Annotated in this window: 17 protein-coding genes and 2 pseudogenes; 9 read left to right on the top strand and 10 right to left on the bottom strand. The window is 53.2% G+C overall.

The annotated features are described in order from the left end of the window. Positions 1–46: 46 nt before the first annotated feature. A complete protein-coding gene (locus GSQ82_RS09655) occupies positions 47–769 on the bottom strand; it encodes an AraC family transcriptional regulator (protein ID WP_158792043.1) in 723 nt (240 codons plus the stop codon). 630 nt (positions 770–1399) lie between these two features. Here GSQ82_RS09655 and GSQ82_RS09650 point away from each other — a divergent pair. Continuing rightward, complete coding sequence (locus tag GSQ82_RS09650; RefSeq protein ID WP_158792042.1) at positions 1400–4483, top strand: AAA family ATPase; 3084 nt, start codon at positions 1400–1402, stop codon at positions 4481–4483. 440 nt (positions 4484–4923) lie between these two features. Here the strand turns inward: GSQ82_RS09650 and GSQ82_RS09645 are convergent, their stop codons facing one another. From GSQ82_RS09645 to GSQ82_RS09635, 3 genes are all read right to left on the bottom strand, one after another. After that, positions 4924–5691, bottom strand: coding sequence for a response regulator transcription factor (locus GSQ82_RS09645; RefSeq protein ID WP_158792041.1), 768 nt, complete (start codon positions 5689–5691; stop codon positions 4924–4926). A gap of 121 nt (positions 5692–5812) precedes the next feature. Continuing rightward, on the bottom strand, positions 5813–6286 hold the full coding sequence (locus tag GSQ82_RS09640; protein WP_158792040.1) for a nuclear transport factor 2 family protein: 474 nt from the start codon (positions 6284–6286) through the stop codon (positions 5813–5815). A gap of 94 nt (positions 6287–6380) precedes the next feature. Further along, positions 6381–6863, bottom strand: coding sequence for a Dps family protein (locus tag GSQ82_RS09635; RefSeq protein ID WP_158792039.1), 483 nt, complete (start codon positions 6861–6863; stop codon positions 6381–6383). A 1046-nt stretch (positions 6864–7909) separates the two neighbouring features. Here GSQ82_RS09635 and GSQ82_RS09630 point away from each other — a divergent pair. The 3 genes from GSQ82_RS09630 to GSQ82_RS09620 are packed head-to-tail and all read left to right on the top strand — an operon-like array spanning position 7910 to position 9835. Further along, complete coding sequence (locus GSQ82_RS09630) at positions 7910–8614, top strand: alpha/beta fold hydrolase (RefSeq protein ID WP_158792038.1); 705 nt, start codon at positions 7910–7912, stop codon at positions 8612–8614. A gap of 18 nt (positions 8615–8632) precedes the next feature. After that, positions 8633–9550, top strand: coding sequence for an alpha/beta fold hydrolase (locus GSQ82_RS09625; RefSeq protein WP_158792037.1), 918 nt, complete (start codon positions 8633–8635; stop codon positions 9548–9550). 9 nt (positions 9551–9559) lie between these two features. Continuing rightward, positions 9560–9835 carry a hypothetical protein gene (locus tag GSQ82_RS09620; RefSeq protein ID WP_158792036.1) on the top strand — a complete coding sequence of 92 codons (276 nt, stop codon included), beginning with the start codon at positions 9560–9562 and terminating at the stop codon, positions 9833–9835. A gap of 154 nt (positions 9836–9989) precedes the next feature. Here the strand turns inward: GSQ82_RS09620 and GSQ82_RS09615 are convergent, their stop codons facing one another. Further along, positions 9990–10946, bottom strand: coding sequence for a helix-turn-helix domain-containing protein (locus tag GSQ82_RS09615; RefSeq protein ID WP_158792035.1), 957 nt, complete (start codon positions 10944–10946; stop codon positions 9990–9992). A 224-nt stretch (positions 10947–11170) separates the two neighbouring features. Here GSQ82_RS09615 and GSQ82_RS09610 point away from each other — a divergent pair, with 224 nt between their 5' ends. Next, positions 11171–11338, top strand: coding sequence for a hypothetical protein (locus tag GSQ82_RS09610; RefSeq protein WP_158792034.1), 168 nt, complete (start codon positions 11171–11173; stop codon positions 11336–11338). Positions 11339–11439: 101 nt separating this feature from the next. Here the strand turns inward: GSQ82_RS09610 and GSQ82_RS25690 are convergent. Beyond that, positions 11440–12070 (bottom strand): annotated as a pseudogene (locus tag GSQ82_RS25690) (glutathione-independent formaldehyde dehydrogenase); the annotation flags it as partial. A 511-nt stretch (positions 12071–12581) separates the two neighbouring features. On the opposite strand from GSQ82_RS25690, the gene GSQ82_RS09600 reads away from it, so the two are divergent. Then, positions 12582–13232, top strand: coding sequence for a Crp/Fnr family transcriptional regulator (locus tag GSQ82_RS09600; protein WP_158792033.1), 651 nt, complete (start codon positions 12582–12584; stop codon positions 13230–13232). Between the two features lie 61 nt (positions 13233–13293). Here GSQ82_RS09600 and GSQ82_RS09595 read toward each other — a convergent pair. The 4 genes and pseudogenes from GSQ82_RS09595 to GSQ82_RS09580 all read right to left on the bottom strand — a co-directional run. Next, positions 13294–14010, bottom strand: a pseudogene (locus GSQ82_RS09595) (YoaK family protein); the annotation flags it as partial. Between the two features lie 115 nt (positions 14011–14125). After that, positions 14126–14470 carry a carboxypeptidase-like regulatory domain-containing protein gene (locus GSQ82_RS09590; protein ID WP_158792031.1) on the bottom strand — a complete coding sequence of 115 codons (345 nt, stop codon included), beginning with the start codon at positions 14468–14470 and terminating at the stop codon, positions 14126–14128. A 275-nt stretch (positions 14471–14745) separates the two neighbouring features. After that, positions 14746–15672 carry a zinc-binding alcohol dehydrogenase family protein gene (locus tag GSQ82_RS09585; protein WP_256370076.1) on the bottom strand — a complete coding sequence of 309 codons (927 nt, stop codon included), beginning with the start codon at positions 15670–15672 and terminating at the stop codon, positions 14746–14748. Positions 15673–15765: 93 nt separating this feature from the next. Next, the gene (locus tag GSQ82_RS09580; protein ID WP_158792029.1) at positions 15766–16764 is read right to left on the bottom strand and encodes a universal stress protein; all 999 of its coding nucleotides are present in this window, start codon (positions 16762–16764) and stop codon (positions 15766–15768) included. Positions 16765–17115: 351 nt separating this feature from the next. Between GSQ82_RS09580 and GSQ82_RS09575 the strand changes: the two genes are divergently transcribed. The 3 genes from GSQ82_RS09575 to GSQ82_RS09565 all read left to right on the top strand — a co-directional run bounded on the left by GSQ82_RS09575 (position 17116) and on the right by GSQ82_RS09565 (position 22734). After that, positions 17116–19554, top strand: a complete 2439-nt coding sequence (locus GSQ82_RS09575) for a phosphoketolase (RefSeq protein WP_158792028.1) — start codon at positions 17116–17118, stop codon at positions 19552–19554. Between the two features lie 140 nt (positions 19555–19694). Then, positions 19695–20177, top strand: a complete 483-nt coding sequence (locus tag GSQ82_RS09570) for a universal stress protein (protein WP_158792027.1) — start codon at positions 19695–19697, stop codon at positions 20175–20177. A 196-nt stretch (positions 20178–20373) separates the two neighbouring features. Next, positions 20374–22734 carry an HAD-IC family P-type ATPase gene (locus GSQ82_RS09565; protein WP_158792026.1) on the top strand — a complete coding sequence of 787 codons (2361 nt, stop codon included), beginning with the start codon at positions 20374–20376 and terminating at the stop codon, positions 22732–22734. Positions 22735–22749: the final 15 nt, after the last annotated feature.

Here is a 22749-nt window from a genome sequence, read left to right as displayed (position 1 = left end):
GCGTTCAGCCAACACGATGCCCTCGTATTCTTCACCAGGCTACCCTTCACAAGCCTCTCTGCCATGCACGAGGAGTAACACCCGTGGCCTTCCTAAACATCCTTATGAATTGACTGGCATCTGAGAAACCAGTTTTCTTTGCAACCTCTGCGGCCGTTGAATTCGGCGAAAGAAGAAGACGTTTCGCACGTTGCATCCTCTTTCGCAGTATGTATTGATAAGGTGTTTCTCCAAGTGACTCCCGAAACGATCGTGCGAAGTGGAAGCGGCTGAGCGAATTGAGTTGAGCCAACTCTTCCAGCCTGAGTTCACTTTCCAGGTTTTCCTCGATATATGCGAGAACATGATTGAGGTGTGACCGAGATAAACCTCCCTTCCTCTCGGGAATGTGATTCGAAAGCTCGCCATATCGACGGATGAGCGCCACCGAGAGTGCCATGCTTACGAGGTCCCCGTACAAGGCGCCCATTGCCCAACCCGACCTCATCTCCAGATTCATTTCAGTGAGCAACAATTCGAGGCGCTCATCCCGAAATCCCCAACGGAGACTGAAATCGCACAGACCCTTGATTCCCATTTGCTCTGCCGCGTCCTTCAGCAGTGCAGGTTCGATTCCAGCGACGATTCTTTGCGTCGCCCCATGCCAGATAACGGAATCTCGGGTACCCGCAGGCAAGAGCATCATGCTCCCGGGTACTGAGCGCACCATCCCGGACTTTCCAGAACAAAACCACTCCATCTCCACCTGTCCGCCGGTTTGCAAATGCAAACAGAGAGTATCGTGGTCATGAACCGGAATTTCGCATCCTCGGTGGTGGTATTTCTCGAGGATCAGTCCGTGCCAGGGAGATTGGCGACTATCCAATATGGGCCGTTCATCGAACAATGGGACCGTTCGGTCGCCGACCCTGACAAACAGGCGCCTGCTGTTGGTTTGCTCGGAAGGGTGCAAGGCTACACCTTCGTCACTCTTTCCAACCGTGGAGTCTCGTGATGGGTCCCGTCTCGCCATAGCTCCATGACTCCTTCCTAAAGATAGCAGCAAGAATGCACCACCTTTAGCACCAATCCTCTATCAAGCCCTTGAGCTTTTGGTGCGAGTCCCGTGAAGATAGTGAGATGAGAGCGAAACAAAATACCGCACCAGGTTTTTCGCCAACCGTATTTCGGCTGATGGCTCTCGCTCTCGACCCGCGTCAGCTCGCACATTTCATAATATTCCAACCTCTACCAACCCGACCATTGAGAGATGAGTCAGGAGCGGTCAGTGGCAGAAAGGCGTTTTTAGGCAAACAGTTCACCATGTTTCACCGTATAGGTTTGCTATCCAGTCCTCGTTCCCTATGCAGAGATTACATCCCCACATTTAATCGAAGCTGCTTTTCGTTAGGAACGTCCAATGTACAAATTCTCGATATTTAGGCTCGATACGGCTGACCAATCCCTATTGATGAGGCAGCAGTCTTCAGGCAAAGAAGTGCGAATACATCTACCGCCAAAGGCATTCTCTGTTTTGCGGTATCTTGTCGAACACGCTGGCAGATTGGTTGCGCACAACGAATTGATGGAACAGGTGTGGTCGGATACGTTTGTCCAACCCGAGGTATTATCCAGTCACATTCGAGATGTAAGAGCTGCGCTCGGTGACAACGCCAGGAAGCCGAAATTCATAGAAACCGTATCGCGCAGAGGTTATCGCTTCATCGCCACGGTAGAAACTACCGCGGCGGCTGAGTCACGACAAGCGCTCGACTCGTTCAACCTGCGATTAGTGGGACGAGATTCAGCATTCTCGAAACTACATCAGTGCTATCGTGCAGCGCTGAATGGAAAGCGACAACTAGTATTCATCACCGGAGAAGCTGGTATCGGAAAAACGGCTTTGTGCCGAGAGTTTCTCCGGCGGGCCTCGAATACCCAATCTCCTTACGTTACGTGGGGCCAATGCATTGAAGGATATGGAGTTGAGGAACCGTACTTTCCGGTACTGAAGGCAATTGGCGACTTGTGCAGGGCGGAAGGAGAGCCGGTTGTCCAGATCTTCAAGTCGAAGGCACCGACTTGCATCGTGCAGTTCTCGGACATCCTTACGCGGGACGAGCGTGAGGCCCTGGACGTCGACGTCCGAGGGGCAACGAGCGGAAGGATGTTACGCGAGGTTATCGACGCTTTGGAGACGGTGGCAGAATCCCGACTCCTCATCCTCGTATTGGACGATCTTCAATGGGTAGATCGCGCTACAGTCGATGTTCTCTCCGAGTTTGCTCGGAGACATAGGCCGGCCAAGCTTCTTATCATTGGGACGTTTCGTCCATTGGATGCATTTCTCAATGGCAATCCGATCACGGTGCTGAAAGAAGAGTTGCTCTCGCATCGTCTATGCAGTGAGATCGGTCTACCGGCATTAACCCAGTCAGACGTCGACGAATACCTGAGCATAATGGCACCCCAGCCAGATGTCCGAACTGATCTGGCGACACTGCTCTATCGCCGGTCGGAAGGTAACCCTCTGTTCATGGTAGCGGCTCTTGAGCATAGTTTTGAACAGGGTCTATTGGTGAGTACGGAGGGACGGCTCCAGCTGAGCATACCGTTTGACCGGCTCGCTTTGGACATACCCCAAAGCCTGAAGCGCATTCTGGAAGCACAACTAGATAATCTCGGAACGGAAGAACGACGGATTCTCGACGTAGCGAGCGTGGAGGGGGTCGTGTTTTCCCCGGCGGTTATCGCCCTTGCCACGGACCATACCTCTCAAGAGGTGGAAGATATCTGTCACGATCTTTCGACCCGAAATCAGATCCTTTCAGTCGCGCAGGGCCGCCAGTTGGCCGACGGCTCCATTCTGCCTTGCTACCAATTCGTGCATGTGCTCTATCGGGATGTTCTCTATGAGAGACAGTCTTCGGGACGAAAGTCAGCGCGACACCACCAAATTGGTATTCAACTGGAAACGCTTCATAGGGGCCGTCAGGAAGAAGTGGCAGCAGAGATCGCACTTCACTTTGAACACGCTTCAGACTGGACTCGTACGGTAAAGTTCCTGAGCCTGGCCGCAGAGAACTCTGAGCGCCGATATGCACACCGCGAAGCCATCGCGCTCCTGACACGCGCGCTTGGTCTGGTCGACCGAATCTCAGCGACGGAACGACCTGACATCGAACTACAAATTCTAGAGCGGCTGGCGACGATCTGTGTTGCCTCCTTCGATCCTCGATGCACCGAGATCTACGAGCAACTATCTGAAAGGGCTACTGCCTTTGGGCGTGTTGAGATAAGCGCGCGTGCGCTCTTGAATTTGGCTACATGCCTCTGGAGTGAAGACATGAAGCGCTGCATGAAAATTGCAGAACGTGCGTCTGAAGTCATTGCAACGATCCAGGATCCCCTCATCCGGGCACAATTGGAGATTACCTATGAGTTTCTGGTTGTGTGGGCAGACGGGTGGGATTCGCTTCGGGTTAATCTCTTCAAGCGGAAATTTCAGGAGCTTCGCGTGAACATCAACCGGATCGCTCTGGCTCCGCAGACAATTCAATACGGAATAGTTCAGTGGGCATCGTCCGAGTACAGAGAAGCATACGAATTCATTTCTGAAGGGTTGAATGCGCTGTCAGAAGCAATGGGCGACCAAAATCCTTATCTGAGCATCGACTATCAAAAAGCTCAATTCTATTTACCTCGGGCCCTTTTCTTCTGCGGCGAGTGGGGCCAGGCGTTGGCAGCACTCGATACTTCAATCGACACCGCTGCGAAGAACGGGGACTACACATATGTAAAGATGATGCGGCTCAACCGGGCATGGATCCACTTCCATGCGATGGACTTCGAAGAGGTACTCGCGACAAGTGAGCCAATGGAACACATCAATCATGAATTTGGCGGAAGCTATCTAGTGCGCATGAGTCACCTCCTGTCCGGATCGGCGCACACGGCACTCGGCAACTACGACCGTGGTTTAGCGGCGCTGATGAAGGCACAAGATGAAATGGATCGTCGTCCAATCATTTTTGACTGGCGTTTCCGCTTGTCTCTTTATGCAGCGCTCGCCGAGTTCTGGCTCTCCACCGGTGATTTGGAAAAAGCACGTTTCGAGGCGTCCCGTTACTTGACTCATTCTTTAGAAACTAAGGACTTCACGCTTCGCACCCTTGCGCTTGAAGTCCTAGCCCGTATCGCCCTGTCCGCAGGCGATTTATCTTCGGCCAAGGATTCCATTGCAACTGCGATCCACGGGATCGAGAAACATGATGTCCCTGTATCTGCTTGGCGCGTACACGCGACTGCGGCGCGAATATTTGCCAGTACTGGAGAAGAAGATTTGGAACGAAGTCACCGTGAGGCTGCCGTGGACGGTGTCTTCGCCTTGGCAGATTCCATAGGGGTTGAACATCCGCTTAAAGCCGCATTTCTATCTTCTCCTATGGTCTCAAAGCTCCTTGCCGAAGTTCACGAGTTAGATCTGGAGATTGCAAAGACATAGACTTCAACAAACTCACGCTTTGTCGTCTGGCTTTCAGTCATCCTTGAAATAAGCCCAACCGACCGGAGGGCTCCACAGGCATAAACGGCCTAAGTAGATTGGACTTTGGTAGATTGTTGCACTTTAGGTCTTTAGTTAGGCTCCTGTCCCGTTTCCTGCCCAGCCCAAATAGAGAACAGGCGCTAGCGGACTGTGCCCTCTCCTACGTGCTCCCCGCGTTCCCGATGATCTTTCTTGCTAGGGGCGCTGACGATCTCACCCGTTTCAGTGACGGCGTGTTCACCGTTTGTCGCCTCTCAATACCCCTTTGCACCTGCAATGCAATTGCTATCCCATCTCGGACGAGCGGACGTCATCCACGCAGAGAACTCCGCTTTTTGAAGTCACGAATAAAGTGCTTGAAACCCACAAGATGATGATGCCGGCGATCTACCGAACCCTTATGCCGAGCGTCGCCGCAGCATTGTCATGACGTGAAGATCTGGATAATCTTTAACATCATCTGTGTCAGAATCCCTCCACAAAGGGATCTCAAGAGCCGCAGCCATCCTGATAAGCTTTGGGACGGATTCTGCCTTCATCTTTCTCATCACCTGACTTCGGTGAATCTGCAGCGTCGTCTCTGAGATGCCAAGAACGTCCGCGGCTTGTTTGTTCATCAGCCCTTCGACGACAAGCGGCAACACCTCGCGTTCTCGCGGCGTTAAAAGCGCGTGCCGCTTCCGTAGCTCGTCCTGCTTGGCCCTTTCACGTCTCTGTCGTCGATCCAGAGCGAATGCCGTAAGCAGTGCTTCCGCCAAATCGATAGAGTTGATCGGAGTCGTCAACACTTCAATCGCGCCCGACTTAAGCGCTCGTACGGCTGAGGACACATCTCCATGACCGCAGGTAAAGATCACGGGAGGAAATGCTTCAGCGGCCAGACGACATTGGAGATGAAACTTCTCTTGGTCATGTCGGCACAACTCGAGAATGAGGCATGATGACTCGTCTTCCCTTGTGTATGCCAAAAATTGTTGTGGCGAATCGAAAGACACCACTTCCAGATCGATAAGGCTACTTAGATTGGAAACAGCCTGGCGGGTCTGGAAGTCAGTATCAACTATATATACGACATCGCGAGCCTTTGTCGATCGGCATCTGCAATACGAAGATATCTGTCGGCAGTGAAGTTCCGACTCGTCCCGCACCACGGATTGGATGTGCATGGGAATACCACCTTTGCTGGAACACGGTTTACAGTTAGATACGGGATGCGACGGCCCTGACGCTTCTATGCGGCTGCGCGCATCGATCACGACATTACTGTTCGCACCCATCCGCATCTGACTAGAGCCCTAGATCACTCAATCCGGGGTGATCGTCGGGGCGACGCCCTATCGGCCAATGATAAAGCCGGTCTTTCTCGTCGATGCGCATATCGTTGATGCACGCATAACGATGATGCATAATGCCCTCGGCGTTGAAAGCCCAGTTCTCGTTTCCGTACGCGCGGTACCACTGCCCAGAGTCATCGTGAAACTCATAGGCAAAGCGAACCGCAATATGGTCGCCATCGAAGGCCCAGAGTTCTTTGATCAGCCGGTAGTCCAGCTCACGCTGCCATTTGCGGAGCAGGAAACGAACGATCTCTTCGCGGCCGTTGATAAACTCTGCACGGTTACGCCACGCGCTGTCTTCGGTATAGCCTAACGCAACGTGCTGGGCGATCCGGGTGTTCCAGTTATCTTCAGCTTTCCGGACCTTCAGAATGGCGGTTTCCCGCGTGAAAGGGGGCACTAGCTTTTGTGTGTCGTTGTTCATTGTCTCTCCTTTTACCTGTACTCCACCTCCCCAATGAGGAGGCCGTCTAATCGAAACGGCTACCGACGGCTACTTTCCGCGGTAACGCTCGAATCTATTCACTCTCGATGGTCTCTGCCAGAAACCAGGTCCTGCGTTCTGTTTGATCTATCCAGCTCTCTATGAGGCTGGCTGTGGCAACATCACTAAATTCCTCGCACATTACGTGAGCGCAACGGAACCATGTTGTCAGACTTTGATTGTCCGCAAGCAACTCCGCCAACATCATTTCGGGAGGAACCTGTTCTTTTTCGTTATCCTTGATCCGCTGATTGCGAGCGATATCGCCGATCGATCTCAGTGTTGTTCCACCGAGCTTCCGTGACCGTTCTGCGATCTCGTCGGTTATTGCGAAAAGTTGGTCGGCTTGTTCATCCAGCAGCAAATGGTAGTCGCGAAAATGGGAACCTCGCATGTGCCAATGAAAGTTCTTCGTTTTCAGATAAAGTGCAAAGACGTCTGCTAAAAGCAGCCTTAGCTCCAGAGAAATGCGCGAGACAGACTTTGATGAGATTTCCAGCGATCGGTCGATTCCCATGGGTACCTTTGCCTCTACTCCTGAGTTACAGATTTACGACCACTGGAGTTCCAATGAGTCGCTCCAACTCCTTCAAACTTCGGTGATTCAACTGGCATTGACGGGATGACGTTGAACAGCAAATCATGTGTTGGTATCGGATCGGCTGCTGAGCCCAACCGCGCCACACTAAAAATCATCTCAGGGCGAAGATGCAACGAGCTTCATAAGAGTTTCGCCGGTTCCCTGCTCATTTGGTTCTCTATCAAAACAACTTTAGACCGTGCCGCCTCGAAAACTCTGGAGGAGATGTGGAGATTTTCCAGTCATCCGGCTCCTTGGGCGGGTGGCATGCACCAGGAAAAGCTGGTGCCCTGGAGGATGAGAGATCGAAGCACTCTTCGAGAGGAATTAGTTACTTGTTGACAGAGCCATCCATCTCGAAATCCAAATACACCGCTTGTCCGTCATCCCTTCTCGCGCCAAGTCCCATACCTATCCGAGACCAGATGATTCAATTGATCGTTAGAACAGGAGGCAGGACAGAATTAAATTAGCTAAACTCTGGTAGCCATCTTCCCATCGCGTGTGCGAATTGTATTCAACTTTCGGAAGTATCGCAGGAATGAGCAACAAACATGCAGGAATTCTCCCTACGTCGTAGGCAAGCAAAAGCTGGCGTCTCTCCACCCGCGACAGTTCTGCCTCTGGTCGCAGTTGACGATGCAATTGCAGGAATGAGCAAGAGAAATGCAGAGGTTGTCATTGCTGCGGTTAGCGCCGTGATGTCTGATACCTGTGGGGCTGATGCAGCTCATGTCTCCGTCGACGCTATGGCGTTGCTCGTAGTCTGACGGAGCTTCTACAAAGCCTGAAGGTGACGTCGCTAAGTTCTCATCTTCAGGGTGTAAGGCAGGAATATTAATTGCATAGCGGGATCTTGTGATCTGTCCTATTGCGCTGCAGGATATTCTTCTGATCTTGCGGTTTTATATTCAACGGCATCGTTAACGCCTAGCCGGAAAAAGCGCGTGACCCCGGCACAGGCATTTGTACACGGAGAAATAATGGCGAATTTTGTATTGATTCATGGGGGATTTCGGGGTGGATGGATATGGAAACGAGTTGCGAAAGCTCTTCGGAAAGAAGGCCACGATGTCTATACACCAACGCTGACCGGTCTGGCAGAGCGCAGTCATCTGATTCACTCTGGGATTAACCTCTCAACTCATATTCAGGAGGCTGTGGGTCTCATTGAATATGAAGATCTTGATGATGTCGTCCTTTGTGGACACTCTTATGCCGGGATGGTCATCAGTGGTGTTGCGGACAAGCTCTGGGAGAGACTGTCTTCGCTGGTCTACCTTGATGCGTGGTTCCCGAAGCACGGAGATTCCGTACTGACACTTTCTCCTGAACCAATGCAGGTAGGAGCTATAAGAGATTCTGCCAAGCACGGTGGTTTGGCGGTCAGCCCCATACCCTTTGTTTTGGCCAATGCACGCGACCAGGCAATGGTGGACTCGAAATCGACGCCTCAACCACTCGCCACAATGGCCGAAGCGATTCGCCTTCAGGGAAATCATCTCAAAGTAAAAACCAAGATGTACGTCTTGGCAACAAACTGGAGCCCCAACCCATTCACTCAGTTTTATGCCAACTTAGTCAAAGATGAATCGTGGACTACTCGGACCATTGCGACCGGTCACGATGCGATGCTGGACGATACAGATGGCGTAGCCACCCTTTTGCGTGAAGCAGCGCACATTTAGCAGCAAATCAACAAGAACGTGAAAATCACTCATACAGTCGACTTTTTCGCCGGCCCTTTAGGAATCTATTTTGATCGACTGATGCCGGCGATTGGTAGCAACTGCCGTCGCGAAACCGTCCTCATGATCCATGGAGGCTCTCACAACGGTAGTTGCTATCTGCGCACCGCAAACGGAACGCCGGGATGGGCTTATGATTTTGCTCAACGGGGATATCAGGTAGTTGCGATTGATTGGCCGGGTCATGGCAGAAGCGGCTGCGTGGATCTCAAAACTCTCACTGGCAACCAAGTCTGCGATGCTTTGGCTTCGCTAATCCGGGGACTAGCAGATCGAATTGTCCTTTTGACGCATTCGATGGGTAGCGCTTTCGGGTGGCGTTTAGCCGAGCTGTGTCGAAATCAAATAGCTGCTGTCGTAGCCGCCGCTCCAGCACCCCCGGGCAATATCCAACCAGAACCAGAAATTGTTTTCGAAGATGCTGAACGGCTGATCCTTCAGACACCATTCAGGCAATTGATTTTACCGAATGAACCGGCAATCAGGCCTGATGAACAATTCGTGCGTGACAAACTGATCGGGAATAGCCGCAAATTCCCCTTGAATGAGATCGACCGTTATTCCAAGAGTCTGGGATATACCGGCTGGCGATTGCTCTATGAGCGTTTGAACGTTCGTTGCTCCCAGGTGCGAGTCGAAAACACCGATTTACTCGCGAAGATGCCCGTAATGGTGCTGACTGGCAGTGAAGACCTCGAGCACCCCCTCCATGTTGATAAGCACCTGACGGAATGGCTTGTGTCCTGTGGGGCCTTAGGGGATTTCGTTTGGCTCGCTGACAAGGGGATAAGCGGTAACGGCCATATGTTGATGATGGAAGAGAACAGCGATGCGACTGCTGCTCTCATTCTGGAATGGCTAGATCGCAATATTTGATTGAAAGCGATGCAAGTACTTCGCTGGATTGGTTTATTTCACAGACAATTGCACCATATGAACGCTGCGCTCTCTGATGGTCAGTTAGAGGAAATAGACCGGGAGTTGGCCGCGACCGGCGTTTCGCTGCGGTATCTAGCCTTGGATTCTTTCAAGAAGACTTACGGTTCCGTACAAGACGATACCGAGCGAGAGCGGCTGTTTGATCCAATCATCGCTTGGTATCTGAGCAAGTATGGGAACTCTGTTCGCTGGGACGGGGTGATCGCACGCTTTGTCATCTGATACGGGATATGAGCTACGTCAATGCCGTTCTTAATGCCCAGCTTAAAAAGCCACGCTAGGCAGATATCAACAGAAGCTGGTTCGCTAAAGTGTTGGACCGTCCGTGTTAGGGACAGCGCTTATAAATCGAGGTCTGGCCCCACGTTGATGGCGATCAGATCGAGCTTGGACCCAATACCTTTGAACGAGAAACTCCATTTGCGTCCCGCCATGCGCCAGGAGTGCAACCGATTCGTTGCCGGAAAGTCCGAATGAAATTCACTGGCGAGGAGAATCCCGTCGCTGCTGCGACCGCTTGTACGGAAAAGGATGAATTCCTAAGCAGCGATTTAGCACGATCCATGCGCTGGTCCAGCAGATATTGATAGGGTGTTTTTCCGGTACTGCTTCGGAATTGGTGGGCAAAATGGAAGGAGCTTTGATCAAGTTCGCGAGCGATGTCTTCTAGTCGCAAATCATCCGCCAGGCGTCCCGTGATGAATTCCATGGCCCGACGTATTCGTCCAAGGCTCAACCCGCCCTTGAGAATTGGCAGCTTCATCTTGTCTGAGGAATATCGGCGAATCAGATGAGATGCAAATCCTACTTCAACGAGGTCAGCGTAGAGTCGTCCGAGCGGCCAATCGTCCGTTGCCTGGATTCCCATCTCTGCGATGAGATACTGCAGCGACGCATCGCGAAGATCCCAATGAGTCGTGAAATGCACTCCATTTTTGCCAGTCGATTCTTGAAGAAATTCCTCGAGCCAGCGTCCCTTGACGGAAAGAATCACCCGCTCTGATGGGGAGGCCCATCGCAGTCGATCGGCTGTTCCTTCCGAAATCAGTATCAATGATCCGGAGTCGGTCGATACCTTGCGATTGTCGCCCCCCGACCACCATTCAAATTCGGCGGGGCCGCTGAGCTGAAGATGGATGCAAAGGTCCTTATGCTCATGCGTTGGAACTTCCCCTCGACGTACCGTGTGCCTCTCGATCAGTATTCCGGTTTCTGGACTTTTCGAATGGATGCTGCTCACGTCGGGTAAAAGTGGCACCAGAACGCCATCTCGAAGAACGGAGATCCTGCCGTTCGCTTCGAGGCGTCTTTGGGTGCCATTCGAACCTTCCAAGTTTGCATCCTCCGCCCAATATGACAAGGACCGAAGCGCCCGCTTCGAGCCGTCATATTCGACAGTAGAACAGGCCCGGACGGCCACAGCTGGTTGCCAAGTCAGCGCACTTCCATTATCTCAGCTGCATTTTCTCTCGTCTTCTTGCCGACCAAGCATTCCCGACAAGAATTGCATATTGGGCGATGCTAGTTCCCACGATACTAATGGCGGAGGTAAAGATCATGAGAGCACTAGCACAGGCGATAAGCGAGGGCTTTATCTGGGGAGTTGGCATCACCCGTCCGAAACCCGGCAACGAAAACGTCGCAGCGTGGTACATCACCCTTACATTGGTGGCCTCACTCCTCATTGTTGGCGGCGTATTCTTTCTGTTGGTTGGGCGCATCTAGACATCTTCTCCAGCACCCATTGGAATTTGCCGGCTTCAGATATAGATAATTGTCCTAGAGGCAGCGGAGGCCAAGCCGCGACCTCTAGAACCTAAGTATCATTAATTTGCTTTCAGCAATCCATGTGGATCCATTACAAATTTTTTGGCCACCCCAGAATCGAAGTCGCTGTAGCCCTTTGCCGCATCGGCGAGTGGGATGACTGTAGCGTTCACGATTTCAGCGATGGGCAGGCGGTCATAAAGTATTGCCTGCATCAGCTGCCTGTTGTACTTCAATACTGGAGTCTGACCGGTGAAGAACCGATGAGATTTCGCCCAACCAAGACCAAATCTCATTTTGAGACTACCTGATTTTGCCGCTTCATCAGGAGCGCCGGGATCTTCCGTCACGTACCGTCCAGGGATGCCAATTCCTCCCGCAGCACGAACGATCGACATCAGGGAATTGAGCACGGTCGCCGGAGCTTCCTTTCCATCTTTGCCCTGCGCCCTCGCTTCGAAGCCGACGGCATCGACCGCCGCATCGACCTCCGGCTTCCCTACTACCTAAGCGATCAGTTCGCCTAGATTATCTCCCTTGGTGAGATCGACGGGAGTGAAGCCTACCTTTTCAGTGCTACAGCCGCTCTGCGTTCATGTCACCAACCATCACAAGTGCTGCCCCCAGTATCCGAGCCGACGCAGCTGCATCCATTCCAACGGGGCCGGCGCCCGCGATGTACACGATTGACCGTAAGCTCAAAGGTGTCCGCTTGTTGGCGCCTGCATTTCTTCAAGTAGTCTTTCCGCTACCATCGAAGGCATGCGCCTTTTCGCCCATTGAACGGGCCCTAAAAAGCGCACTTACATGCGATTCCTCAGACCAAAGATCTAATTCATCGTATTAGTTATGTAATGTAATGAACACACAGCCAGGTTCAGGCATCTCATGCACTATGCAACAATGGCCGATCAAATGGACCTGCAGGGAGACTTCCTGAATGGAAATTTATGCGCTGACAAGAGATCTGTTTCCAGCATATGCGCTTTTTCCGCTGCGCTGAGTGAAGCGTTTTAATACCCACCCGGCAGGAAGTTTGACCTCCTATGACACGTTTGACTGGCACCGATTACCGCTGGCCACCGGTCAAACGAATGTAATCTATACAGTAAGGCAGCATTTACCCGTACCGGATTGAGGCGCACGAATGCCTAATCGACCCATACTTGACTGTGCAAACTGCGAACATCGAGCATTGCGAATGTTCTGCAATCTCGACGAAAAAGCGCTTGCTGACTACGCGGCAATCGGCACCGAGACGAATCTTCCGAAGGGAGCGATTCTGTTTGAGGAGAATGCCAAAAGCAGCAGTGTCTTCGTGCTCTGTACCGGCCACGTCAAACTGTTCTGCACTTCTAAAGACGGAAAAACTCTCATCCTGAAGATTGCTATGCCGGGTGATGTCCTTGGTTTGGGAGCGCTAGTATCCGGCGCCACATACGAAGTGACGGCAGAAACAATTGAACCTACGCAGGTCAAGAAGATCCGAAGAGAGGAATTCCTCGCATTCTTCGAAAAACACAAAGAAGTGGGATTGCACGCCGCCAAAGCTCTTTCGGAAGACTATAAGGCAGCATTCTTCGATGCCCGCCGGCTGGCACTCTCAGGCTCCTCAGCGGGCAGGCTTGCAAGGGTTCTGCTGGATTGGGGCAAAACCGCGGCCGCATGTGGAAAGTTCGAGATGCGCTTTACCATGGCGCTTACACATGAAGAACTGGCAAACCTGGTAGGCAGTTCGCGAGAAACTGTGACCCGCAATTTAGGGCGATTTAAGAAGGAAAGTATTATTCAAATGCGAGGTTCTTCGATTTTGATCCTCGCTCCTGACGTCCTGGAGCAGCTCTCCTTCTAGGGCCGGGTGACACAAATACAGCTTCCGGCCCACTTCAGCCTCGCGCAGGCTCGCGATAGCCACGCAGGTCATCGATGACGGGCATAGCAGCAAGTAATAGCAATAGAACTGCCAATGGAATCGTAAACAGAAATCCAAAGTGTTTGTAGCCCACAGCGCCGACCACGCCTCCGACGAAAAACAGGACAATGAGTGATGTCAGGAGTGTCAGTTTGGTCATATCGAGCTCCGCTGTCAGGGGCTCTCGATTTGCAAACGCATATGCCATGCGTCCGAGCTTTATACCGACATCAGTGACCATCCCGGTTAAATGCGTCGTTCGGATGACTGCACCCGAAATCTTCGTGACGATCGCATTCTGTAGCCCCATCGTGAAGCAAAGCAATATCACGGTGCCGAGAACCCGGCGTCCCTCAAACGAACGCCCGGTTAGGCCAAATGAAATCAGGAGTCCCGCCTCCACCATGAGTGGAAGCGCATATTCGCTCTGCAGTGCATGTTTGCGAGCCCATCGCACCAGAATGGCGGTGCAGGCAGCTCCAAGCAGAAACGCAAAAACAGCCGCGAAACCTGCAAATGCCAGCCTCGCGCTTCCGACGGCGACATTGTCGGCCATCGCAGAAACAATGCCCGACATGTGCGAGGTGTACTGACGCACCGCGAGGAATCCTCCAGCGTTCACCGCTCCGGCCACAAACGCCAGATAGCGTGCCAACTGGCGATTGGCCCTTTGGGTACGTTCCCGACCGGTAAGTCGTCTCAGATAATGCTGTGGCATCCAGCATCTATCATCTCAGTTTCCTGCGGAGTCCGACATTTGGCGCTTCGAATGGGTCGTCGAGGCCCTTATGCCGAACGGGTAGGCCCTCCGGCATCTTGCTGCAGAGTCCGTTCTAATACTCTTTGATCACCAGATTGATCGTTGCATCGTGGCGCCCGTCGAACTGGCTTAGTTGTCTGATCTTTGATCGGTGGCCACGATAGGTGAACCAGATACGGTAATCGGCTTCACCCTCGAGACGTTTGAAGCTGTACCGTCCGTTTCTATCAGTGATGTATGAAACGACGCCTTTCGTATCTTCGTTTTCGATTTCCACGATCGCGCCCTTTAGCGGTTCATGATGTCGATCCTGCACGGTTCCGGTCAAATTGCGAACAGTAGGCTGACCCGATAAGGGCGCTGCAAAGAGCAAAAGTCCGGCCGTCGCGAGAACCTGCGCCAGGCCCCGTGCTTTCATCGCTGCCGCCCTGCATCGGTTCTGACGGAGAGGGTGGATTCAGAGTCCGCGAGAACCGCTAGTACGATCAGTGGCGGGCAGTTGCTGCAACTGTCGTATCCGGGGCAAGGTCCGACACAAGAGCATGCTTTGCTGGATGCCTTAGGACCGACGATTAGCGGCGTGGATGCGGATGTCATCAAATACCTCTGGCTACAAGGATCAAGCTCTGTCCAGCGGTTGTATGTGACGGCCGTCACTGGTGCATTCCGATTGAAACGCCTCTCGTGATCAGTTCACGGGACAATCACCGCTGATCCTTTCTCGGACTCTTCTTTAACGGCAAGAAGCGCGGCGTTCGCATCGTCCAATGAAAATACAAAGACCCGCGGCTGGATGTTGAGATCATGGGCTATCTCCAGAAAGTCGCGCGCGTCCTGCCTTGTCATATTGGCGACGCTACGTATTTGTCGTTCACCCCACAACAATTTGTCGTAGTCAAATGTTGGCATAGAGTCGAGATGAATGGCGTTGATCGCCACCACTCCACCTTTACGCAGAGCCGAGAGAGCACTGACCACTACCCTGCCACTCGGCGCGAATGTAATCGCACGATCCAGCTGTACTGGAGGCAACTCATCTTCCCTGCCGACCCAGGTAGCTCCAAGGGAGGTGGCGAGATCTCTATGGGATTGGCCTCGAGTTACCACATAGACTTCGCAGCCCCAGGACCTCAATACGGTCATTGCCAGACTGGCCGAGCTGCCAAAGCCAAAGAGACCAACTCGCTCTCCATGTTCAACACCGGCAACACGCAGGCTGCGAAAGCCGATGATACCGGCGCACAGCAATGGGGCGACCTGGACCGCGTCAAGTCCTTCAGGCAGCGGAAACACAAAATCCGACCTTACAAGGACAAACTCAGCGTAGCCTCCATCCACCGTGTATCCGGTGAATGCAGGGCTATCGCAGAGATTCTCCATTTGATGTCGACAGTACCAGCAATCACCATCGACACCGCCCATCCATGAGGCCCCAACACGAGTTCCGTACGGAAGATCGGGTGTCATGCCTTCGACAACTTCGCCTACTATCTGATGACCTGGTATAAGAAGCGGCCGAACAGGAGGCAAATCTCCTTCAATGATATGCAGGTCAGTACGACATACTCCACATGCAAGGACCCGGAGCACTACATGACCTGACACAAGTGCTGGACGCACGATCTCTCTGATTTCAAGGAACGGTCCGGCTGGACCTCGGGCGGATGCAAAGGTGGCTGCTTTCAATCGTTATCCTCCAGCCTGATTGTTGAATTATTGGATGCCGTCCAAATCATTCAGAACACCATCTCTAGTGTCCCCCAGGGCCTTTGTACTTATATCAGCGTTATGGAATGTTTCTTCGTATGGAGAAGCGTAGCAGACGGTCAGAACCGGACAAGGTGCATCGGTAATGACACGGAAAGCAATATGAGCCGGAATGTGGGAGGCAAGCATCGAAGCCTGACGGACTCCAAGGACAATCAGCTTCGCGTTTTGTTGTTTGGCGTACTCAATAATGGCAGTCGAAATCTGACTGCCATAGCTGATTGCGCAAACGGGTGGATCGACAAGAGTGCGGTTTTCAAGCGCAACCTGCTGAAGGGCCTCAGTCATAATCTGGGGAATCGCTTCACTCTGGGATTTTCCTTCGAGCGCCCTTGGAAGCACGTGCAAACAATGGAGCGGGGCTTTCATTCCTCGACTGCAGAAGTCGGCATACCGGATCGCGCAGGTCGTCCATATATGAAAATCTGTGGCAAATACGACGGGACCGCTGCGTGTCCCACGTGGGGCTTCCTGCGGAACTTCAGGACCTATCGTCAGTACGGGGCAAGAAGCTCTTCGCAGGACCGCTTCAGCGGTCGAACCAAAGACAAGACGATCAAAGCCGTGAAGAGCATTAGTTCCCAGTACGGCAAGGTCGATGTTACGAGAGGTGATGGTGTCGAGGATGGTGTCAGCGGGGATGCCCGAGCCTATCTTTGCTTTGCAGTCTATCCCCTGTAGTTTCGTACGGCGCAGGAGTTCATCAAGCGAACTCTGGGCTTCCAGATAGAAACTATTCAGTCCGATCAACAGGCCACCGTTCTCGGGAGGGACGGCGTTTGCGTATTCAAACACATGCAAAATAAAGAGCTTCGCATTGAAGGACAGGCACATGTTCAGTGCAGCCTGATAGGCAGCTTCGGATGCGACAGAAAAGTCTGTGGCGAGAAGGATGTCTCCAAAAGAGATTTGCGGTTGACGCTGTAAATTTTCCACTGACTTCACTCTTTCTCCTACGAAATCATGTATCGCGAATAGCCAAGAGATCGCTCTCGAGCCGAATGTACGAGTTTCCTGCACTGAAGACTGTGACACCCATCACCGAAGTTGATCTCTTCAGGCTTCCTGCCAATGGGAAAGAAGGCCAACCCCTCCTGCCTGATCTCTTGTGACGGCCGTCACAGATTCTGATGGAAGACCGGGCGATCATGAAGATGTATTCAGATCTCCCGGACACAGAATGCATCATGTGAAGAACCTGGATTGCCGATCCGTTGTTCGCCGGACGATATTGCTCGGCAAAGAAAACACTTTCGCCCCATAACAGCTTCCACAGATCATGCATGAGGCAATTTCATGAGCAGCGTCCTGTCGCCCGACCTTGAAACCAACGAAACGCATCCCCTCGATCAATCTTTGACTCCTGATGAACTGCGTAAGATCGACGCTTACTGGCGGGCCTGCAATTACCTCTGCGTCGGAATGCTCTACCTGCGGGCCAACCCGCTTCTAAGAGAGCCGCTCAACCCCGAACACATCAAGAATCGACTCCTCGGGCACTGGGGCTCCGATCCGGGTCAGACGTTTGCATGGGTGCATCTCAACCGCCTGATTAAGAAGTACGATCTGAACCTCATCTATCTCGCGGGACCAGGCCATGGAGCGCCCGCGACTCTTTCCAATAGCTATCTGGAAGGCGTTTATTCAGAGATTTATCCAGAGATGAGTGAAGACGCCACTGGCATGCAGAAGTTCTTCAAACAGTTTTCGTTCCCGGGCGGCATCGGCAGCCACTGTACCCCGGAGACACCTGGCTCCATCCATGAGGGCGGCGAGTTGGGCTACAGCATCTCCCATGGCTTTGGCGCCGCCTTCGACAATCCCGATTTGATCGTGACTGTCGTTGTAGGGGACGGGGAAGCTGAGACCGGGCCTCTGGCAACCTCTTGGCACTCGAACAAGTTTCTGAATCCGGTTCGGGACGGAGCCGTCCTCCCGATCCTGCACCTGAACGGATACAAGATCGCCAACCCCACGATCCTGGCGAGAATTTCGTCCGAAGAGCTGGAGTGGCTGTTCAAGGGATACGGATGGACTCCATATGTGGTGGAAGGTCATGATCCGGAGACCATGCATCAACTCATGGCGCGAGTGATTGAGGGTTGCGTAAAAGAGATTCGCGCGATTCAGGAGAAGGCGCGCAACGCGCCGTCGGGTACGATTCCGGATCGCCCTCGCTGGCCGATGATCATTCTTCGCACTCCAAAAGGATGGACGTGCCCGAAAGAGATCGATGGGCATAAGCTCGAGGGTTCCTGGCGTGCTCACCAGATGCCGATTCTCGATCCTGTGACCAACCCTGCCCACCTTGCAATGGTTGAGACCTGGATGCGGAGTTACAAGCCCGACGAACTATTCGACGAGTCGGGCAGGTTGATCGCGGAGTTACAAGAGATGGCTCCCAAAGGCACGAGTCGCATCACGGCCAACCACCACGCAAATGGAGGGATTCTCAGGAAGCCCCTCGATCTGCCAGATTTCCACCAATATGCGCTGCAGGTCAACGGTCCGGGCCAGAAAGAGGTTTCCTCGACCGATACACTTGCCCACTTCCTTCGTGATGTCATGCGGAAGAACATGACCAGCTTCCGCGTATTTGGACCGGACGAGACGGCGTCCAACAAGCTCGATGTGATCTACGAGGCAAGCGGGAAGACCTGGATGGCAAGTAGAAAGCCGGAAGACGCCGACGGCGGCTTCCTTTCGGCCGACGGACGGGTCATGGAGATGTTGAGCGAACATACTCTCGAGGGTTGGTTTGAGGGTTATGTGCTCACAGGACGGCATGGTTTTTTCTCAACCTACGAAGCTTTCGTCCACATCATCGACTCGATGTTCAATCAGCACGCGAAGTGGCTGGAAAAGAGCAAGCTTGAGCTGCGATGGAGAACCCCCATCTCTTCGATCAACCTCTTGATTACGTCACTGGTTTGGAGGCAGGATCACAATGGCTTTACTCACCAGGATCCCGGCTTCCTCGATCTGGTGACAAACAAGAGTCCGGAAGTTACGCGAATCTATCTCCCGCCGGACGCAAACTGCTTGTTGAGCGTTGCGGACCATTGCCTGCGCAGCACGAACTACATTAATGTGATCGTCGCGGACAAGGCTCTACATCTGCAATATCTCGATATGGACGCGGCAGTCAAACACTGCACGAAAGGAATAGGGATTTGGGATTTTGCCAGCAATGACGAAGGGCAAGAACCAGATGTCGTCATGGCGTGCGCCGGCGACATCCCTACGTCAGAATCGCTTGCAGCCGTTGCCATCCTTAGGGAACGATGCCCCAATCTGAAGATCCGCTTCATCAACGTGGTTGATCTATTTCGACTGATGCCTGAATCAGAACATCCTCATGGACTTTCCGACCGCGAGTTCGACAGTCTCTTCACGAAGAACAAACCGGTGATCCTTAACTTTCACGCATACGCGTCGTTGATCCATAAACTTACCTACCGGCGAACGAATCATGCCAACTTCCATGTGCGTGGATACAAGGAGAAGGGCAACATCAACACGCCTCTGGAATTGGCCATCCTCAATCAAGTGGACCGCTTCAATCTGGCGATCGATGTGATCGACCGTGTACCCACCCTGGAAGCTGCTGCAGCCCATACCAAAGAGTGGCTGAAGGACCAGATCATCGACAGCGTGAACTACGCGCATGAGAATGGGATCGATCGCCAAGAGATACGAGAGTGGAAGTGGCCATCTACTGTCTCTCAATCCTGAGGTTGCAGTTCAGTTCAAAGTTCTGATTGTTGACAAGAACAGGGTGATTCAAAGCCCTGACTGGCCAGCGAGTTGTTGCACGCGGCCCTGCCCAACAACCGCACCTAAGCCATCATCCACCGTTCGACGAGGAGATTCTCATGTCGCAGGCGCCCCACACCCATTTTCATCCCAAGAAGATCCTTCTCCCCATAGATTTCAGCCCATCTTCCCATTTCGCGCTGGAATCAGCGACCGCGCTTGCTCAACGCTTTCTTGCTGAGCTGTATCTGCTCAACGTCGTTCCCATGCTTCCACCGGTTACAGGGGCGGAACTCTTTCAGGAGGAGGCGATCCTACAGGAGATGAAGGAGCGCGCCGAAGAACAATTGGAGTCATGTGTCAAGGCTCTTGCTTCGAAAGGTCTCAGGGCAAGCTCAAATGTAGAGATCGGAAATGATATAGCCGGTAACATCATGATGGTGATCGATCGCGAACAGATCGATATGGTCGTGATCTCTACTCACGGAATGTCGGGATGGAAACCGATGATCTTTGGTTCGATCGCTGAGAAGGTGGTCAAACTGGTGCAGTGTCCTCTTCTCTTGCTTCGTTCTTTCGAAACGGCTGCGCAGCAGCCGTAGTCCTTCACTTCCTGTTTGGCGGGATCCCAAATTCGTCTTTTTCGGATGCATTTTACTGGCGTTACACTTCAGCTTCCAAAGTTCGATCACTATATGTATTGCCTTGGGACTGTGCCGCACCAGGGAAAAGACCCAAGACTCGCCCCCGTCCTCAGTTGCTTCGAGATTTGCGTCGAGCGGAAAGTCAGGACAAACAATGACAGCCGTAGCTACGATCCCCCTTCCAAACCTGCCAGCGACTAATACAACAGCACCCGCGGGCCTCACGAGTGATGCGGCGGCAGAATGCCTTCGTAAGGATGGCCCAAATGCAATGCCGGATACGTCAGTCCATCCGTTTCGCAATGCACTCGCCAAGTTCTGGGCTCCCGTGCCATGGTTGCTTGAAGCGTCCATCGTACTGCAGGTTGTACTCCATAAGCATGTCGAGGCATCAGTCATCGGGGGACTTTTGGTGTTCAATGCGGCACTGGCTTATTTTCAGGAAGGCCGCGCACAGGCGACTCTCACCGCGCTGAAGTCTCGTCTCGCCCTGAATGCCTCTGTCCGACGCGATGGCGCCTGGAAGACCATACCGGCCACTGAACTCGTATGCGGCGATCTGCTTAAGCTTTCGCTTGGTGGCGTAGTCGCAGCGGATGTGCGTCTGCTTGATGGATCAGTATTACTCGATCAGTCCATGCTTACGGGCGAATCTCTGCCGACTGAGGCCGGGGCGGGAGTCGCCACCTTCGCAGGCGCCCTCGTGCGGAGAGGTGAGGCCACGGCCCAGGTGACTGCCACCGGAGGCCGAACGAAGTTCGGCCGCACAGCGGAGCTAGTTCAGACGGCTCATGTCGTCAGCTCCCAACAAAAGGCAGTCTTGCGAATTGTAAGAAATCTCGCTATCTTCAACGGCGTCGTCATCCTCCTCATGGGAGCCTATGCCTTTCATCATTCCCTATCGTGGAGCGAGATCATTCCCCTCCTGCTCACCGCAGTTCTCGCTGCGATACCCGTAGCGTTGCCAGCGACCTTTACTCTTGCGACGGCGCTCGGCGCACGAACCCTGGCGAAAGTCGGCGTTCTCCCCACGAGACTCTCCGCCGTCGATGAAGCTGCAACAATCGATGTCCTGTGTTCGGACAAGACGGGGACCCTCACGCGAAATGAGCTTTCCGTCACCAATGTGATGCCCATGCCCGGCTTCGATGAGTCCCATGTTCTCGGCATGGCCGCTCTCGCGAGCTCCGATGGCGGTCAGGATTCAGTCGACGATGCAATCCGGGGTGCGTCCGCGCACAAACCCGCGTCGGATCTGCCAAAGCGGAACACCTTTTTGCCATTCGATCCAGCTCGAAAGACGTCCGAGGCGACAGCGACGGGTGCAAAGGGAGATGTGCAGCGGATCGTCAAAGGAGCCTTTACAGCGGTGAGCACCCTGGCGGCTCAATCTCCTGCGGCTGAAGGGATGGCAAATGACCTTGAAAAGCAGGGTTTCCGAGTTCTGGCAGTAGCGGCCGGAGCGCCGTCGTCTCTGCAGCTTATAGGCTTTATTGCCTTGAGCGATCCGCCGCGCGAGGATTCATCCTCGTTGATCTCAGAACTCAAGACTCTAGGAGTCCGCACGGTAATGGTGACCGGGGATGCGCCTGCGACCGCGGCAATCGTAGCCCGTGCAGTGGGTCTCCAAGGGGCTACTTGTCCTCAAGGCTCGATGCCATCCAATGTGAAGCCTCAGGATTTTTCGGTCTTTGCCAGCGTCCTCCCCGAAGGGAAATACGATCTGGTCAAGGCCTTCCAAAAGAACGGCCATACCGTTGGGATGTGCGGGGACGGCGCCAACGACGCTCCCGCACTTCGTCAGGCCCAGATAGGTATCGCTGTGTCGACCGCGACCGATGTTGCAAAATCGGCCGCCGGCGTCGTCCTCACCGAGCCCGGATTAGGCGGTATAGTCGCAGCCGTAAAAGAGGGGAGGATCACGTTCCAGCGAATCCTTAGCTATACGCTCAGATCGACGACCGGGAAGATTTCGCAGATCCTCTTGCTCGCAATCGGACTGCTCATGACTGGCCATGCTGTATTGACTCCTACCCTAATGGTTATCCTGATGATCACCGGAGACTTCCTCGCGATGTCGCTCACGACAGACAGGGTAAGACCTTCGGAAGCGCCAAATTCATGGCAGATCAGCAAGATCACCATCGCCGGAGTCATCCTCGGAACCTGCGCCCTAGTGTTCTATACGATCATTCTAACTATCGGTAAATTCAAATTGCGGTTAGACCTCGACGCACTAAGAACCCTATCCATTGTCGCCATCGTCTTTGGCAGTCAGGCCGTAACCTATGCCATACGGGAGCGCCGTCACTTCTGGGGCTTGCGTCCCACCTTCTGGCTGATGGGTTCGTCCATACTTGACGTACTTATCATCTCCACCTTGGCCGTTCGAGGGGTTGTAATGACAGCCTTACCTATATCGGTTATCGCCTGCGAACTCGGCGCCGCAATGATCTTCTGGCTGATTCTCTCCAGCATCAAAATTCCTATCTTTGCTCGTTTGAACATCTCTTGAGAGCTTTTGTTTTTG

The sequence above is a fragment of the Granulicella sp. L60 genome (assembly GCF_009765825.1).
GTDB lineage: Bacteria > Acidobacteriota > Terriglobia > Terriglobales > Acidobacteriaceae > Edaphobacter.
This window is presented reverse-complemented; position numbering and strand designations above follow the sequence as displayed.

Bases quoted from the DNA above. Each gene is read 5' to 3' on its own strand.
- GSQ82_RS09645 (WP_158792041.1), bottom strand. From the start codon at position 5,691: ATGCACATCCAATCCGTGGTGCGGGACGAGTCGGAACTTCACTGCCGA.
- GSQ82_RS09620 (WP_158792036.1), top strand. From the start codon at position 9,560: ATGCAAGTACTTCGCTGGATTGGTTTATTTCACAGACAATTGCACCAT.
- GSQ82_RS09565 (WP_158792026.1), top strand. From the start codon at position 20,374: ATGACAGCCGTAGCTACGATCCCCCTTCCAAACCTGCCAGCGACTAAT.
- GSQ82_RS09610 (WP_158792034.1), top strand. From the start codon at position 11,171: ATGAGAGCACTAGCACAGGCGATAAGCGAGGGCTTTATCTGGGGAGTT.
- GSQ82_RS09635 (WP_158792039.1), bottom strand. From the start codon at position 6,863: ATGGGAATCGACCGATCGCTGGAAATCTCATCAAAGTCTGTCTCGCGC.
- GSQ82_RS09575 (WP_158792028.1), top strand. From the start codon at position 17,116: ATGAGCAGCGTCCTGTCGCCCGACCTTGAAACCAACGAAACGCATCCC.
- GSQ82_RS09650 (WP_158792042.1), top strand. From the start codon at position 1,400: ATGTACAAATTCTCGATATTTAGGCTCGATACGGCTGACCAATCCCTA.
- GSQ82_RS09570 (WP_158792027.1), top strand. From the start codon at position 19,695: ATGTCGCAGGCGCCCCACACCCATTTTCATCCCAAGAAGATCCTTCTC.
- GSQ82_RS09600 (WP_158792033.1), top strand. From the start codon at position 12,582: ATGTTCTGCAATCTCGACGAAAAAGCGCTTGCTGACTACGCGGCAATC.
- GSQ82_RS09630 (WP_158792038.1), top strand. From the start codon at position 7,910: ATGGCGAATTTTGTATTGATTCATGGGGGATTTCGGGGTGGATGGATA.
- GSQ82_RS09590 (WP_158792031.1), bottom strand. From the start codon at position 14,470: ATGAAAGCACGGGGCCTGGCGCAGGTTCTCGCGACGGCCGGACTTTTG.
- GSQ82_RS09640 (WP_158792040.1), bottom strand. From the start codon at position 6,286: ATGAACAACGACACACAAAAGCTAGTGCCCCCTTTCACGCGGGAAACC.